This is a genomic window from Streptomyces sp. NBC_01520 (genome assembly GCF_045040375.1).
In the GTDB taxonomy this organism is placed as follows: domain Bacteria; phylum Actinomycetota; class Actinomycetes; order Streptomycetales; family Streptomycetaceae; genus Streptomyces.
In genome coordinates this window covers 4,729,056-4,744,036 of record NZ_CP109404.1, presented here as the reverse complement: position 1 = coordinate 4,744,036, position 14,981 = coordinate 4,729,056, and the positions used below count along the sequence as shown (strand labels likewise).

Below are 14,981 nucleotides of genomic sequence, written 5' to 3'. Positions count from 1 at the left end.
CGCACGGGAGTCTAGGCCCTGTTAAAGGGAGGGTAAGCAGCCGCGTCACACAACTGGTGGGGTTATCCCTACTTCGCCCCCACCCATGAACCCCATGGCGTGGGCGCCCCCGGCCCGGCAGGCTTGCCGTATGACCATGAGCCCCGCCATGCCGGACAACGACCTCCCCCCACGCGCCCGCTTCGCTTTCGACGGGTGGACGTGGAAGGAGATCGCCTATCTCCTGGCCAACCTCCCGATGGCGATCGCCGGCTTCGTCTACGCCGTGTTCCTCGTCGGTGTGGGTGTGGGGCTTTCGGTCACCGTGGTCGGACTGCCGCTGCTCGCCCTCGGGCTGCAGGGGGCCCGGGGTCTGGGCCGGGCCGAGCGGGGCCGGGCGCGGGGCATGCTCGGGGTGCGGATCGACGAGCCGAGCCCGATGGCGCTCAGCCGCCGGGACGCGGGCTTCTTCGCCTGGCTGTGGTCGGCGCTGAAGGACCCGGTGGCCTGGCGGGCGTTGCTGTATTCGTTCATGCGGCTGCCGTGGGGCGTGGTGACGTTCGCCGTGACGATGGTGAGCCTGTTCGTGCTCTGGCCGGTGCTCCCCTTCATCGCGCGGGGGCTGACGAACGCGGACCGTGCGATGGCGCGCGGGCTGCTGTCGCCCTCGGACGAGCTGGAACGCAGGATCGCGGAGCTGGAGTCGGACCGGGGTGTGGTCGTGGACACGGCCGCCGCCGACCTGCGCCGCATCGAACGCGACCTCCACGACGGCGCACAGGCCCGCCTCGTCGCCCTCGCCATGGGCCTCGGTCTGGCGAAGGAAAAACTCACCGCCGACCCCGAAGCCGCCGCCCGCATGGTCGACGAAGCCCACGGAGAGGTCAAAGTCGCCCTCCAGGAACTCCGCGACCTCGCCCGAGGCATCCACCCCGCCGTCCTCACCGACCGAGGACTCGACGCCGCACTCTCCGCCATCGCCTCCCGCTGCACCGTCCCCGTCAACGTCTCCGTCGACCTCGGCTCAAGGCCCGCACAGGCCATCGAAGGCATCGCGTACTTCACCGTCTCGGAACTCCTCCAGAACGTCAGCAAGCACAGCCGTGCCCGGTCGGCCTCGGTCGAGGTCTGGCGCTCGGGGGACCGGCTGCTGATCCAGGTCCAGGACGACGGGGCCGGCGGTGCGCGGCTGGACGGCGGTACGGGTATGGCGGGGCTGGCGGAGCGGCTGGGGGCGGTCGACGGACTGTTCGTCCTGGACTCCCCGGAGGGCGGGCCCACCATGGTCACCGCGGAACTGCCCTGGCGGGACCGTACGGACGCCACGGTGAAGCCCGCCTGACCCTCGGCCACGTACGGGCCCCGAGGCCCGGCAGGTCCCGCAGGCGCCCGGGAGACCCCGCAGGCCCGGCAGGTCCCGCAGGCCCCGGGGAGACCCCGCAGACCCCGCAGGCCCGGCAGGCCCCCCGGGAGACCCCGCAGGCCCGGAAGACCCCCAGGTCCCCGGGGTGGGGAAAACCCCCGGCCGGATACGGAGACCGCCCTCATGGTGCGGCGCCGCCCGGCACAGCAGTCTTGAGCTATCAGCCGAAGTACAGGCCCGCGGGGAGTTCCCGCTCGGAAGAATCGGACGGACGCCACTCATGGCCACGGCATACGGACCGGACACGCGGGACCATCACAGGACCGGTGCCGGATCGGGCGACCACTCGCCGGCACCGCGGACGAAGCACTTCCTCCCGGCAGCGCTCCGCGCGCCCGTCGAGGCACGGACCTGGCGCGAGCTGGGCTACCTGCTCCTGAGCCTGCCGATCAGCGTGGTGCTGTTCAGCTTCGCGGTGACGATGACGTCGCTGGGGCTGGGCATGCTCATCACCTTCCTCGGTATTCCGATACTCGCCGCCGGACTCGTCATGTGCCGCGGGTTCGGCGTGCTGGAGCGGGGCCGCGCGCGCGGGCTGCTGAAGCTCGACGTACCGGACCCGGAGCCGTTGCGCGGGAAGACGGGCGGCCTGATGTCCTGGGTCGGGGCCGTGCTGAAGAGCGGGGCGTCCTGGCGTCATCTGCTGTACGCGCTGCTGCACTTCCCGTGGGCCGTGTTCGCCTTCTGCGTCGCGCTGACGTTCTGGTCGTACGGATGGGCGGCGTTCACCTACCCGCTGTGGCACTGGGTCTTCCCGGTGTACGCGGGGATCGACGGCATCCAGCTGTACGGGGACCGTACGCAGCAGGTCTACCTCGACTCGCCCTTCGAGCTGGCGGTGACCTGCGCCGCCGGCCTGGGGATCGTCCTGGTCACGCCGTGGATCATCCGTGGGCTGGCGTCCGTCGACCGGCTGATGGTCGCCGGTCTGCTGGGTCCCTCCCGGCTGGCGACCCGGGTCTCCGAGCTGGAGTCGGACCGGGGTGTGGTCGTGGACACGGCCGCCGCCGACCTGCGCCGCATCGAACGCGACCTCCACGACGGCGCACAGGCCCGCCTCGTCGCCCTCGCCATGGATCTGGGCCTGGCGAAGGAAAAACTCACCGACGACCCCGAAGCCGCCGCCCGCATGGTCGACGAAGCCCACGGAGAGGTCAAAGTCGCCCTCCAGGAACTCCGCGACCTCGCCCGAGGCATCCACCCCGCCGTCCTCACCGACCGAGGACTCGACGCCGCACTCTCCGCCATCGCCTCCCGCTGCACCGTCCCCGTCAACGTCTCCGTCGACCTCGGCTCAAGGCCCGCACAGGCCATCGAAGGCATCGCGTACTTCACCGTCTCGGAACTCCTCCAGAACGTCAGCAAGCACGCCCGGGCAACCCGCGCCTCGGTCGACGTGTGGCGTACCGCGGACCGGCTGATGCTCCAGGTGACCGACAACGGACACGGCGGGGCGGACATCTCGTCGGGCAGCGGCCTGGCCGGGCTGACCGAACGCCTGGACGCGGTGGACGGGCTCCTCCTCGTCGACTCCCCCGCGGGCGGTCCGACGACGGTCACCGCCGAACTGCCCTGGCGGGGCTGAGCCGCCCGGCCGGCACCCACGAGCCACCCGGCCCGCACACACGAGCCAACGGCCCCGCACCCACGGGCCACCGACAGCAGCGCCCCGGACGCCCTCACGGCGTCCGGGGCGCTGCCGAGCGCGTGGGTGCGCCGACGCCCGCAATCACCGGCGAGGGCGGGCCGGCGGGAAGGTCCGCGGTACAGCCCATCCGGGCGCCGGATCCTGGGATGCTGGACGGCGTAGGAGCGGCGCGTACAGCGGCGTACACGAGCAACACCGACAGTGGGGGACAACAGCGTCGTGGAGGACAGAGTGCGGGTCGTCATCGCCGAGGATTCGGTACTGCTCCGGGAGGGACTCACCCGGTTGCTGACCGATCTCGGGCACGACGTCGTGGCGGGGGTCGGGGACGCCGAGGCGCTGATCAAGACGGTGAGCGACCTCGCGGCGCAGGACGCGCTGCCCGACGTGGTGGTCGCCGATGTGCGGATGCCGCCGACCCACACCGACGAGGGGGTGCGGGCCGCGGTGCGGCTGCGGAAGGACCATCCGGACATCGGGGTGCTGGTGCTTTCGCAGTACGTCGAGGAGCAGTACGCCACCGAGCTGCTGGCCGGCAGCAGCCGGGGCGTGGGCTACCTGCTCAAGGACCGGGTCGCCGAGGTCAGGGAGTTCGTGGACGCCGTCGTACGGGTGGCGCAGGGCGGCACGGCGCTGGACCCCGAGGTCGTGGCGCAGCTGCTGGGCCGCAGCCGCAAGCAGGACGTGCTGGCGGGGCTCACGCCGCGCGAGCGTGAGGTCCTCGGTCTGATGGCGGAGGGCCGCACGAATTCGGCCGTGGCCAAACAGCTGGTGGTCAGCGACGGAGCGGTGGAAAAGCACGTCAGCAACATCTTCCAGAAACTGGGACTTTCCCCCAGTGACGGGGATCACCGGCGTGTTCTGGCTGTTCTCACCTATCTCAACTCGTGAAAGTCGCATGATCTAGCGGCAGTACAGCGAAAACCCAGGCCTACAACGAAAGGATGAGCACCGAGGGGTGTTCGTCCGACGGCTTGGGGGGTCCGTGACCATGGCAAAGCGTGACGAACCGATGTCTCGAAAACGCGTCCACCATATGATCGGTCCAAGGAAGGCGACCCTTACAGAAGTAGGGTGGGGCCTGGACCGCCGGCGGGCCGGCCGGTCCCGAGCCGCCGCCCCGAGGGAGGTCCAGTTCAGTGACCAGCCAGGTCAGTAGCCCAGCCGGAAAGACCGACGAGCCCAGCGAGGCTGTCGTCGGGGAGCAACGCGCCCCCCAGTCCGATCGAACGGGTGCCACTGAGAAGGAAATCCGCCGTCTGGACCGGGTGATCATCCGTTTCGCGGGTGACTCCGGCGACGGGATGCAGCTGACGGGTGACCGGTTCACGTCGGAGACGGCGTCGTTCGGGAACGACCTGTCGACCCTGCCGAACTTCCCGGCCGAGATCCGGGCGCCTGCCGGGACACTGCCGGGCGTGTCGTCGTTCCAGCTGCATTTCGCGGATCACGACATCCTGACGCCGGGCGACGCGCCGAATGTGCTGGTCGCGATGAATCCCGCCGCACTGAAGGCCAATATCGAGGATGTTCCGCGCGGGGCCGACATCATCGTGAACACCGACGAGTTCACGAAGCGTCCGATGGCGAAAGTCGGATATGAGACGTCGCCCCTGGAGGACGGGTCTCTCGAGGCCTACAATGTGCATCCCGTTCCGTTGACGACGTTGACGATCGAGGCTTTGAAGGAGTTCGGTCTTTCCCGTAAGGAGGCCGAGCGGTCGAAGAATATGTTCGCGCTCGGCCTGTTGTCCTGGATGTACAACCGACCGACCGAGGGTACGGAGAAGTTTCTTCGGTCCAAGTTCGCGAAGAAGCCGGTCATCGCCGAGGCGAATGTGGCGGCTTTCCGGGCGGGCTGGAATTTCGGGGAGACCACGGAGGACTTCGCGGTCTCCTACGAAGTCGCTCCTGCGTCGCAGGCGTTCCCGACGGGTACGTACCGCAACATCTCCGGGAATCTCGCATTGTCGTACGGGCTGATCGCGGCCGGTCAGCAGGCGGATCTCCCGCTTTACCTGGGTTCGTATCCGATCACTCCGGCGTCCGACATCCTGCACGAACTGTCCCGGCACAAGAACTTCGGTGTGCGGACGTTCCAGGCGGAGGACGAGATCGCGGGGATCGGGGCCGCGCTGGGCGCCGCGTTCGGCGGTTCCCTCGCGGTGACGACGACGTCGGGCCCGGGGGTGGCGCTGAAGTCGGAGACGATCGGCCTCGCCGTCTCCCTGGAGCTGCCGCTGCTGATCATCGACATCCAGCGGGGCGGCCCTTCCACGGGTCTGCCCACCAAGACCGAGCAGGCAGATCTACTTCAGGCCATGTTCGGCCGCAACGGTGAGGCACCGGTTCCGATCGTCGCGCCGAGGACTCCGGCGGACTGCTTCGACGCGGCCCTGGACGCGGCCCGTATCGCGCTGACGTACCGGACCCCGGTGTTCCTGCTGTCGGACGGGTACCTGGCGAACGGTTCGGAGCCGTGGCGGATCCCGGAGGCGGACAGTCTGCCCGACCTCCGGACGCAGTTCGCGACCGGGCCGAATCATGAACTCGCCGACGGCACCGAGGTGTTCTGGCCGTACAAGCGCGATCCGGAGACCCTGGCCCGCCCCTGGGCCGTACCGGGCACGCCCGGTCTGGAGCACCGGATCGGGGGGATCGAGAAGCAGGACGGCACGGGGAACATCTCCTACGACCCGGCCAACCACGACTTCATGGTCCGCACCCGGCAGGCCAAGATCGACGGCGTCACGGTGCCCGACGTCGAGGTCGACGACCCGGCCGGCGCGAGGACGCTGGTCCTGGGCTGGGGTTCGACGTACGGGCCGATCACCGCGGCCGTCCGCCGGCTGCGGGCGTCCGGCGAGACGATCGCGCAGGCACACCTGCGCCATCTCAACCCGTTCCCGAAGAACCTCGGCGAGGTGCTGGGAAGTTACGACAAGGTCGTCGTCCCGGAGATGAACCTCGGGCAGCTGGCCACCCTGCTGAGGGCCAGGTACCTCGTCGACGCGCAGAGCTACAACCAGGTCAACGGAATGCCCTTCAAGGCCGAGCAGCTCGCCACAGTCCTCAAGGAGGCCATCGATGCCTGACACCAACGAACTCCTCCACCTGGTCCCCAAGGCCGAGGGCAAGCAGTCCATGAAGGACTTCAAGTCCGACCAGGAGGTGCGCTGGTGCCCGGGCTGCGGTGACTACGCGGTCCTCGCGGCGGTGCAGGGCTTCATGCCCGAGCTGGGGCTGGCCAAGGAGAACATCGCGTTCGTCTCCGGCATCGGCTGCTCGTCCCGTTTCCCGTACTACATGAACACCTACGGGATGCACTCGATCCACGGGCGCGCCCCCTCCATCGCGACCGGTCTCGCCACCTCGCGGCGCGACCTGAGCGTGTGGGTCGTCACCGGGGACGGTGATGCGCTCTCCATCGGCGGGAACCACCTGATCCACGCCCTGCGCCGCAACGTGAACCTCAAGATCCTCCTCTTCAACAACAGGATCTACGGTCTGACGAAGGGCCAGTACAGCCCCACGTCGGAGCTCGGGAAGATCACCAAGTCGACGCCGATGGGTTCCCTCGACGCCCCCTTCAACCCGGTCTCCCTGGCGCTCGGCGCGGAGGCGTCCTTCGTGGCCCGCACGGTGGACTCCGACCGCAAGCACCTCACCGGGGTGCTGCGGGCCGCCGCGGACCATCCGGGCACCGCGCTGGTCGAGATCTACCAGAACTGCAACATCTTCAACGACGGTGCCTTCGAGGCCCTCAAGGACAAGGAGAGGGCCGAGGAGGCGGTCATCCGTCTCGAACACGGCCAGCCCATCCGCTTCGGGGCCGAGGGGTCCAAGGGTGTCGTCCGCGATCCGGTCACGGGTGATCTGAACGTCGTCGCGGTGACCGAGGAGAACCAGTCCCGGATCCTCGTCCACGACGCGCACAACCCGAGCCCGACCACGGCTTTCGCCCTGTCCCGCCTGGCCGACCCCGACACGCTGCACCACACCCCCATCGGGGTTCTGCGCAGTGTGGAGCGCCCCGTCTACGACACCCTGATGTCCGACCAGCTCGATTCCGCCATCGAGCAGCACGGCAAGGGCGATCTGAGCACCCTCCTCTCCGGCAGCGACACCTGGACCGTCGTCGGCTGACCGCCCTCACCCGGGCACGCGAGAGTCCGGGGCACGTAGTACGACGAGGCCCGGAGCCGACCCGAACGGTCAGCTCCGGGCTTCGTCGTACGCCTCGCGGGCCGCCTGCACGGCGTCCACGCGCCGCTCGGTCCAGCGGGCCAGCCCCCAGACCTGGTCGGCGGCCTCCTTGCCGAGCGGGGTGAGCGAGTAGTCCACCCGGGGCGGGATCACGGGCTTCGCGTCGCGGTGCACGAAGCCGTCGCGCTCCAGGGTCTGCAGGGTCTGGGCCAGCATCTTCTCGCTGACCCCGCCGACCTCGCGGCGCAGCTCGCTGAAGCGGTACGAGCGCTCCAGCAGCGCGGCCAGCACGAGGACGCCCCATCGGCTGGTGACGTGTTCCAGCACCAGCCGTGAAGGGCACATCGGCTGGTTCACACTCGCGGTCCGCTCCACACTTACGCTCATGCCAGTACCTTACTTCAAAGTGGGTACTTTCGTTTGGTTAGTGCCGTCTTTACAGTGAGTGGAGAGAGTCCGTACGAGGATCAGCGCACCCAGAAGGAGAACCCCATGAGCATCGTTGTCACCGGAGCCACCGGCGAGCTCGGCAGTCTCGTCGTCGAGCAGCTGCTCGCCACGGTCCCGGCGGACCGGATCGCCGCGGTCGTCCGTGACAAGGAGAAGGCCGCCGGCCTCGCCGCCCGGGGTGTCGAGATCCGCGTCGCCGACTACGACAGCCCCCAGACCCTGTCCGAGGCCTTCCGGGCCGGCGACCGGGTCCTGTTCGTCTCCGGCAGCGAGCCCGGCAGGCGGGTGCCGCAGCACACCGCCGTGATCGAGGCGGCCAGGGCCGCCGGTGTCGCGCAGCTCGCCTACACGGGCGTACTGGGCGGTCCGGACGCGGACTTCCGGCTGGCCGCCGACCACAAGGTGACCGAGCAGCTGATCCTGGACTCCGGAATCCCCCACACCTTCCTGCGCAACGGCTGGTACACCGAGAACTACACGGCGAACCTGGCCCCCGTCCTGGAGCACGGGGCCGTCGTCTCGAACGCGGGCGACGGGCGTGTCGCCTCCGCCGCCCGGGCCGACTACGCGGCGGCCGCCGTCGCCGTGCTGACCGGCGAGGGTCACCTCGGCGCGGCGTACGAGCTGAGCGGTGACGTCGCCTGGTCCCTGACCGAGTACGCAGCCGCGGTCTCCGCCGCGACCGGCAAGGAGATCGTGTACACCGAGATCCCGGGCGCCGCGCACCAGGAGATCCTGGCCGGAGCGGGTGTGCCCGAGGGCTTCGCCGCGATCCTGGTCGACGTCGACGAGGCGATCAGGCGCGGGCTGCTCGCGGGCACGAGCGGCGACCTGGCCCGGCTGATCGGCCGGCCGACGACGCCGCTGGCGGAGACGGTGGCCGCCGCGGTGGCCTCGGCGTGACGCGGAACTGACCTTGTCACGACCGTTTCCGTGAGACGGCTATGACACGGGCCCGTTCCGGCGCTACCGTCGTGCGGTCGGCCGATCGCCGACGCGGGAGCGCCGGGAGGGCCCGTGAAGGGAAAGAACGAGCAGCGGGCTGGCCTGCTGTACGGAATGGGCGCGTACGGGATGTGGGGTCTGGTGCCCCTCTTCTGGCCGCTGCTGAAGCCGTCCGGAGCGGTGGAGATCCTCGCGCACCGGATGGTCTGGTCGCTGGGCGTCGTCGGGATCGCCCTGCTGTTCCTGCGCCGCTGGGCCTGGGTGCGCGAGCTGGCGGGGCAGCCGCGGAAGCTCGGCCTGATCGCGATCGCCGCGACCGTCATATCGGTCAACTGGTGCCTCTACATCTGGGCCGTCAACAACGGCCATGTGGTCGAGGCCTCGCTCGGCTACTTCATCAATCCGCTGGTCACTATCGCCATGGGCGTCCTGCTGCTCGGCGAGCGGCTGCGGCCCGTGCAGTGGGCCGCGGTGGCGACCGGTTTCGCCGCGGTGCTCGTGCTGGCGATCGGCTACGGGCAGCCGCCGTGGGTCTCGCTGGTGCTGGCGTTCTCGTTCGCGACGTACGGCCTGGTGAAGAAGAAGGTCAACATGGGCGGCCTGGAGTCCCTGGCCGCCGAGACCGCCGTCCTGTTCCTGCCCGCGCTCGGCTTCCTGCTGTGGCTCGGGGCGAGCGGCGACGCGACATTCCTGGCCGGGGGTGCGGGGCACGGGGTCCTGCTGGCCTCGACGGGCCTCGTCACCGCGGTCCCGCTCGTCTGCTTCGGCGCGGCGGCGATCCGGGTCCCGTTGTCCGTCCTGGGCCTGCTGCAGTACCTGGCGCCGGTCTTCCAGTTCGGGCTCGGCATCCTGTACTTCCACGAGGCCATGCCGCCCGAGCGCTGGGCCGGCTTCGCCCTGGTCTGGATGGCGCTGATGATGCTGACCTGGGACGCGCTGCGGACGGCACGGCGTACGCGGGCCGAGGCACTGCGCCTCGCGGTCCTGGCGGCGGAGGCTGGAGCACCGGTGGGCACGGGTTCCGCTTCGGCACCGGCCACGGCGGCCGGCGACGACGTGACGGCGGGCCCGGCCGCCGGGCCGGGCACCGGCCCGGCGGCCACGGAGCGGACCCCGGCTCCCTGACCGGGGCCCCTCCGCCCCGCACGTCAGCTCCCGGCCCCCGCGGCGGCCCGGGGCTCCCCGGTGGTCTCCGGGACAGCGGCACCGCCGGAGCCGTCGGCCTTGAGCCGGTCCGCGCGCAGGCCCGGCGCGGTGAATCAGCGCACCGAGCACCACCGTCCGCTCCCTGGTCACCTGGACCGAGGAGCACCAGGGTGAGAGCGCGGCAGCCCGTGCCGGTTACGACGCGCGCGCCTCCCAGGAGGACCACCGAATATTACCCAGTTGCTTTTATGACTCAGTTGCTTTTTCCTGGTGGGCCAGGGACGATGTGACCCGAGGAGCAGGCATGACCGACGTACTGATCGTGGGCGCGGGCCCGACCGGACTGACCCTGGCCTGCGATCTCGCCCGGCGCGGTGTCGCCGTGCGGATCGTGGACAGGTCGCCGGAGTTTCCGCGCAGCTCCCGGTCGAAGGGCCCCAACGCCCGCTCGCTGGAGGTCCTGGAGGACCTGGGTGTCGTCGACGCGGTGCTGGCGGCGGGATCGGCGCCGCTGCCGATGCGCAAGTACCGGGACGGCCTGCCGATCGCCGACGCGGACCCGTACGCGGACTCCTCGCCGACCCCGGACGCACCCTACGACCGCGGCCGGCTGATCGCCCAGTGGCGGCTGGAGGAGGTCCTGCGGGACCGTCTCGCCGGGTACGGGGGGCGCGTGGAACTCGGGGCCGAGGTGGTGGGGCTCACCGAGGACGGCGCCGGGGTGACCGTGGACCTCGCCGACGGGTCGCGGGCCGCGGCCCGTTACGTGGTCGGCTGCGACGGCGCCCACAGCTCCGTACGGAAGCTGCTCGGCATCCCGTTCGACGGGGAGACGGACGAGGAGCAGGTGATGGTCTGCGGTGACGTCGAGATCACCGGCGGACCGGACCGCGGCTTCTGGCACCAGTGGTTCGACGAGGACGGGGCCGTCATGCTCTGCCCCATCCCCGGAACCCGGTCGGGCTGGTGGTTCCAGTCCGGCCCGGAGCGGGACGCCGAGGGCCGTCCCGCCGCGCCCTCCCTCGAAGGCTTCCGACGCCTCTTCGCCCGGCACACCCGGCTGCCCGCCGGCGACCTCACCCGGGCCACGCTGCTGTCGACGTACCGCGTCAACGTGCGCATGGTGGACCGCTACCGGGTGGGCCGGGTGTTCCTGGCGGGGGACGCCGCGCACGTGCACGCGATCGCGGGCGGCCTCGGCATGAACACCGGCATCCAGGACGCCTACAACCTGGGCTGGAAGCTCGCCCAGGTGGTGGCGGGCCGGGCGGAGCCCGGGCTGCTCGACACGTACGAGGAGGAGCGGCTGCCGGTCGCCGCCTGGACGCTGGAGCTCACGTCGGACCGGCTGCGGGCGACGCTGGCCGCGATCCGCGAGCCGGGCGGCGGGCTGGACACCGCGATCACCACGGAGACGGCGGGGCTCGACCGCGGCTACCGGTGGAGCTCCCTGGCCGCTCCCGGGCCCGGCGACGGCCTGCGGTCCGGCGACCGGGCGCCCGACGCCCCGTGCCGCGAGGCGGTCACCGGCGCGCCCACCCGCCTCTTCCACGTCCTCGCCGGACCTCACATCACCGTGCTCGGCTTCGGGGCGGGAACGGAGCGGACCCTGCGGGAGGCGGCGGCCTCCCACCGGGACACCGTCCGCACGTGCCGGGTGTACGGCCCCGGAGCCCCGGAGGGCGAGACCGCGGCCCCGTACGCGCTGCACGACCACGAGGGGCACGCGCGGGCGGCGTACGGCGTGGGCGCGGACACCCTGGTCGTGATCCGCCCCGACAACCACGTGGGGCTGGTGGCCGGGGCGGAGGACGGCTCCGCGGTGCTGCGGTACCTGGACGGGCTGGACCGGGTGGGTGTGGCATGCATGGTGGACGGCACACGCAAAGGCTGATTGAGTGCCCGGATGGGGACGGTTCTGGGGGACATGAGGCACGTTCAGTGGCATGAGCTGCGCCATGCCCATGGTTCCGCGTCCCAGGTCCCCGGCATGCTGTCACGGATCGCCTGGGGCGACAGCGAGTCCGCCGAGGACGCGCTGAGCGACCTGGAGCAGTGGATAGGCGCCATGGCGGTGTTCGACTCGACGGTCGCCACGGTGCCGTTCCTGTGGGAGCTCGCCGCCGTGGAGACGGTGAAGGACCGTATCGGCGTGCTCGGCCTGCTGCGCACGATCCTGGCCCACGGGCACGCGCACGAGCCCGAGTGGACGCGGGACGCCCACCAGGCGGTCCTGGCGGGCCGGGAGACGGCCCTGCGACTGGCCGGGGACGGCGACCCGGCGGTGCGCCGGTCGGCCCAGGAGCTGCTGGCGGCCCTCGACACCCACACCTGCGGGACCTGCCCGCCCGGATAGGGCGCGCCCCGGTACAGGAATCGGCCCCGCTCCCGGCGCGCCCGTTGCCACCGGAGCCGTACGACCGCTATGAACGGTCCCCATGACCCTGCACTGGAAGCTCGTCATCGACGCCGCCGACCCCCACGCCCAGGCCGACTTCTGGGCCGAGACCCTCGGCTACCTGGTCGAGGACAACAGCGCCCTGATCGAGGAACTGCTCGGCGTCGGCGCCGCACCCGAGTCCGCCACGGTCGAGTCCCACGGCCGCCGCGCCTGGCGCGACCTCGTCGCCGTGCGGCATCCGGACGATCCGTACGAGGAGAAGAGCGGGACGGGCCTCGGGCGGCGTCTGCTCTTCCAGCGCGTGCCGGAGCCGAAGACGGTGAAGAACCGCCTCCACGTGGACGTGCACACGCCCCCCGGACAGCGCGACACGGAGGTGGCCCGGCTGGTGGGGCTGGGTGCGGGCGTGCTGCGCACCGTCGACGAACCAGGCGGGTCGTGGCAGGTCCTGCTGGACCCGGAGGGCAACGAATTCTGCGTCCACTGACGGGGGTGACCGTCCGCGCAGGTCAGCGGCGTACGGACGGAAGCCGATCTCCCTAGGCTTGCCCCATGCCGACGCCACCCGCATACTCCCTCGTCGCCACGGACCTCGACGGGACCCTGCTGCGTCCCGACGACACCGTGAGCCCTCGCTCCCGTGCCGCCCTCGCCCGCGCCGAATCCGCCGGTGCGCGGCACCTCATCGTCACGGGGCGGGCGGTGCCCGGCATACGGGCGCTGCTCACGGACCTCGGCTACGCGGGCCCCGTGGTCTGCGGCCAGGGCGCCCAGGTGTACGACGCCGGGTCGGCCCGCATGCTGAGCTCGGTGACGCTCGACCGCGAGCTGGCCGACACCGCGCTCGGCAAGATCGAGGCGGAGGTCGGCCAGGTGTTCGCGGCGGTGGACCAGGACGGCGCCGAGGGCCGGACCCTGATCGAGCCGGGCTACCGGATGCCGCACCCCTCGCTCCCCGCGCAGCGGACCGGCCGTCGTGCCGAGCTGTGGGCGGCGCCGATCATCAAGGTCCTGGTTCGCCACCCGGAGCTGACGGACGACGAGCTGGCCGCCGCCGCGCGCGGGGCCGTGGGCGAGCTGGCGTCCGTCACGATGGCGGGCCCCGGCACGGTCGAGCTGGCGCCGCACGGCGTGGACAAGGGCACCGGACTCGCCCTGGCGGCGGAGCTGCTCGGCTTCGCACCGGCGGACACGCTGGCGTTCGGCGACATGCCCAACGACCTGCCGATGTTCCGGCGTTCGGGCCACCGGGTGGCGATGGCCAACGCCCATGCCGAGCTGCGGGCGGCGGCGGACGAGATCACGCTCTCGAACCAGGACGACGGCGTCGCGGTGGTACTGGAGCGACTGTTCGGCCGATAATCCCCTCCCGCCGATTACCTGCGTGTGCACATAATGCAGGCGCAGGTAATTGCCGTACGCCTCCAACTGGGGAGATCACATCATGGCCACGCGCAGCTTCCTCTTCGTGCTCGGCAGCAGCCGTGCCGACGGCAACACCGAGACGCTCGCCCGGCTCGCCGCCGAACAGCTGCCGGCCGGGGACGGGCAGCGATGGCTGGACCTGCGGGATCTGCCGCTGCCCGACTTCGAGGACCTGCGGCACGGGGACGGCGGCCACCCGGCCCCCACCGGGCACGCCGCGACCCTGCTGGAGGCGACGCTCGGCGCGACCGACGTCGTCATCGCCTCGCCGCTGTACTGGTACGCGGTGTCCACCTCCACCAAGCGCTATCTGGACCACTGGTCGGGCTGGCTTGAGGTGCCCGGCATCGACTTCGAGCAGCGGATGGCAGGGAAGACGCTGTGGGGCGTCACGGCTCTCGCGGACCGCGATCCGGCGGTGGCCGAACCCCTCGCCGGGACGCTGCGGATCTCCGCGCGGTATCTGAAGATGCGGTGGGGCGGGGTGCTGCTGGGCAACGGCAGCAAGCCCGGTGACGTCCTGTCCGACACCGGAGCGGTGTCCCGGGCCAAGACCTTCTTCAACTGATCCCGTCGCGGGGGGCCGGCGGCCCCACGGCCCCGGCTCCCAGCGACCGCAGGACGTGGTCCACCAGGGAGGCGACCGTCTCCTCGTCCTGGGCCGGCTTGCGCAGCACATGGCGGTAGTAGACGGGCCCGTAGAGCATCTCCACCGCCAGCGGGAGATCGGCGGCGGCCGGAATCTGGCCCTGCTCCTGGGCGGCGCGCAGTCGCGCCACCGCGAGCTCGACGCGCGGGCCGACGAGCCGGTCCCTGACGGCCGTCGCGAGGTCGTCGTCGTGGTGCATCTCGGAGAGGATGCCGGCATAGGCGGGGCCGTAGGGCGCGGTGGACATCAGCCGCACCGCACCGTTGATGTGGGTGCGCAGGTCGGCCGCGATGTCGCCGGTGTCCCCGAACGGAGTGGCTCCGACGAGCGCCTCCGTGAAGGCCTCCAGGAGCACGGCCCCTTTCGACGGCCACCAGCGGTAGATCGTCTTCTTGCTCACACCGGCGCGCGCCGCGATGGCCTCGACGGTGACCCGGCCGTACCCCTTCTCCGTACACAGCTCCAGGGCGGCGTCCAGCGTGGCCCGTCGTGATCGCTCGCTGCGGCGCAGGGTACTCGGCGATGTGATCATTCGGTGAGCATAGGGGGATTCCGGCCACGGCTTGTTGACAGTCCGTCGCCATAAGTCGAACAATGACGAGGCAGAAACGGAACGTACCGTATCGTGACGTTCCGTGCTGTACACCGTTCGTGCCGTTCGTGCCGCGACGAGCCGATCGGGGGACGGCTCGACCGGCCGACGGCACGG

General features: G+C 71.0%; 14 protein-coding genes. 12 read left to right on the top strand and 2 right to left on the bottom strand.

Annotated elements, in window-relative coordinates; genetic code table 11:
* Positions 1 to 130 precede the first annotated feature (130 nt).
* The 5 genes from OG524_RS21570 to OG524_RS21550 all read left to right on the top strand — a co-directional run bounded on the left by OG524_RS21570 (position 131) and on the right by OG524_RS21550 (position 7,196).
* Entirely contained in the window at positions 131 to 1,321 is a 1,191-nt protein-coding gene (locus tag OG524_RS21570; RefSeq protein WP_405389206.1) for a sensor histidine kinase, read from the top strand.
* A gap of 301 nt (positions 1,322 to 1,622) precedes the next feature.
* Complete coding sequence (locus OG524_RS21565; protein ID WP_405811528.1) at positions 1,623 to 2,987, top strand: sensor histidine kinase; 1,365 nt, start codon at positions 1,623 to 1,625, stop codon at positions 2,985 to 2,987.
* A gap of 294 nt (positions 2,988 to 3,281) precedes the next feature.
* Complete coding sequence (locus OG524_RS21560; RefSeq protein WP_405393132.1) at positions 3,282 to 3,941, top strand: LuxR C-terminal-related transcriptional regulator; 660 nt, start codon at positions 3,282 to 3,284, stop codon at positions 3,939 to 3,941.
* 248 nt (positions 3,942 to 4,189) lie between these two features.
* Positions 4,190 to 6,145 carry a 2-oxoacid:acceptor oxidoreductase subunit alpha gene (locus OG524_RS21555; protein ID WP_405389208.1) on the top strand — a complete coding sequence of 652 codons (1,956 nt, stop codon included), beginning with the start codon at positions 4,190 to 4,192 and terminating at the stop codon, positions 6,143 to 6,145.
* Positions 6,138 to 7,196 (top strand): 2-oxoacid:ferredoxin oxidoreductase subunit beta, encoded by a 1,059-nt coding sequence (locus OG524_RS21550; RefSeq protein ID WP_405389209.1) that lies wholly within the window; start codon positions 6,138 to 6,140, stop codon positions 7,194 to 7,196. Before OG524_RS21555 ends, OG524_RS21550 begins: the two co-directional genes overlap by 8 nt.
* 69 nt (positions 7,197 to 7,265) lie before the next feature.
* On the opposite strand, the gene OG524_RS21545 is transcribed toward OG524_RS21550, so the two are convergent.
* Positions 7,266 to 7,643 (bottom strand): winged helix-turn-helix transcriptional regulator, encoded by a 378-nt coding sequence (locus tag OG524_RS21545; RefSeq protein WP_384494085.1) that lies wholly within the window; start codon positions 7,641 to 7,643, stop codon positions 7,266 to 7,268.
* Positions 7,644 to 7,748: 105 nt separating this feature from the next.
* Here OG524_RS21545 and OG524_RS21540 point away from each other — a divergent pair, with 105 nt between their 5' ends.
* The 7 genes from OG524_RS21540 (at position 7,749) to OG524_RS21510 (ending at position 14,191) form a co-directional block, all read left to right on the top strand.
* A complete protein-coding gene (locus tag OG524_RS21540; protein WP_405811527.1) occupies positions 7,749 to 8,609 on the top strand; it encodes an SDR family oxidoreductase in 861 nt (286 codons plus the stop codon).
* Positions 8,610 to 8,723: 114 nt separating this feature from the next.
* On the top strand, positions 8,724 to 9,776 hold the full coding sequence (rarD, locus tag OG524_RS21535; RefSeq protein ID WP_405389211.1) for an EamA family transporter RarD: 1,053 nt from the start codon (positions 8,724 to 8,726) through the stop codon (positions 9,774 to 9,776).
* A 325-nt stretch (positions 9,777 to 10,101) separates the two neighbouring features.
* Positions 10,102 to 11,691 carry an FAD-dependent monooxygenase gene (locus tag OG524_RS21530; RefSeq protein ID WP_405811526.1) on the top strand — a complete coding sequence of 530 codons (1,590 nt, stop codon included), beginning with the start codon at positions 10,102 to 10,104 and terminating at the stop codon, positions 11,689 to 11,691.
* 12 nt (positions 11,692 to 11,703) lie between these two features.
* Positions 11,704 to 12,153, top strand: coding sequence for a hypothetical protein (locus OG524_RS21525; RefSeq protein ID WP_405389213.1), 450 nt, complete (start codon positions 11,704 to 11,706; stop codon positions 12,151 to 12,153).
* A gap of 82 nt (positions 12,154 to 12,235) precedes the next feature.
* The gene (locus OG524_RS21520; protein ID WP_405389215.1) at positions 12,236 to 12,685 is read left to right on the top strand and encodes a VOC family protein; all 450 of its coding nucleotides are present in this window, start codon (positions 12,236 to 12,238) and stop codon (positions 12,683 to 12,685) included.
* A 65-nt stretch (positions 12,686 to 12,750) separates the two neighbouring features.
* A complete protein-coding gene (locus tag OG524_RS21515; protein ID WP_405389216.1) occupies positions 12,751 to 13,560 on the top strand; it encodes an HAD family hydrolase in 810 nt (269 codons plus the stop codon).
* Positions 13,561 to 13,642: 82 nt separating this feature from the next.
* Positions 13,643 to 14,191, top strand: coding sequence for a flavodoxin family protein (locus OG524_RS21510; RefSeq protein WP_405811525.1), 549 nt, complete (start codon positions 13,643 to 13,645; stop codon positions 14,189 to 14,191).
* On the opposite strand, the gene OG524_RS21505 is transcribed toward OG524_RS21510, so the two are convergent.
* On the bottom strand, positions 14,184 to 14,804 hold the full coding sequence (locus OG524_RS21505; RefSeq protein ID WP_405811524.1) for a TetR/AcrR family transcriptional regulator: 621 nt from the start codon (positions 14,802 to 14,804) through the stop codon (positions 14,184 to 14,186). The genes OG524_RS21510 and OG524_RS21505 overlap by 8 nt on opposite strands.
* Between the last annotated feature and the right edge of the window lie 177 nt (positions 14,805 to 14,981).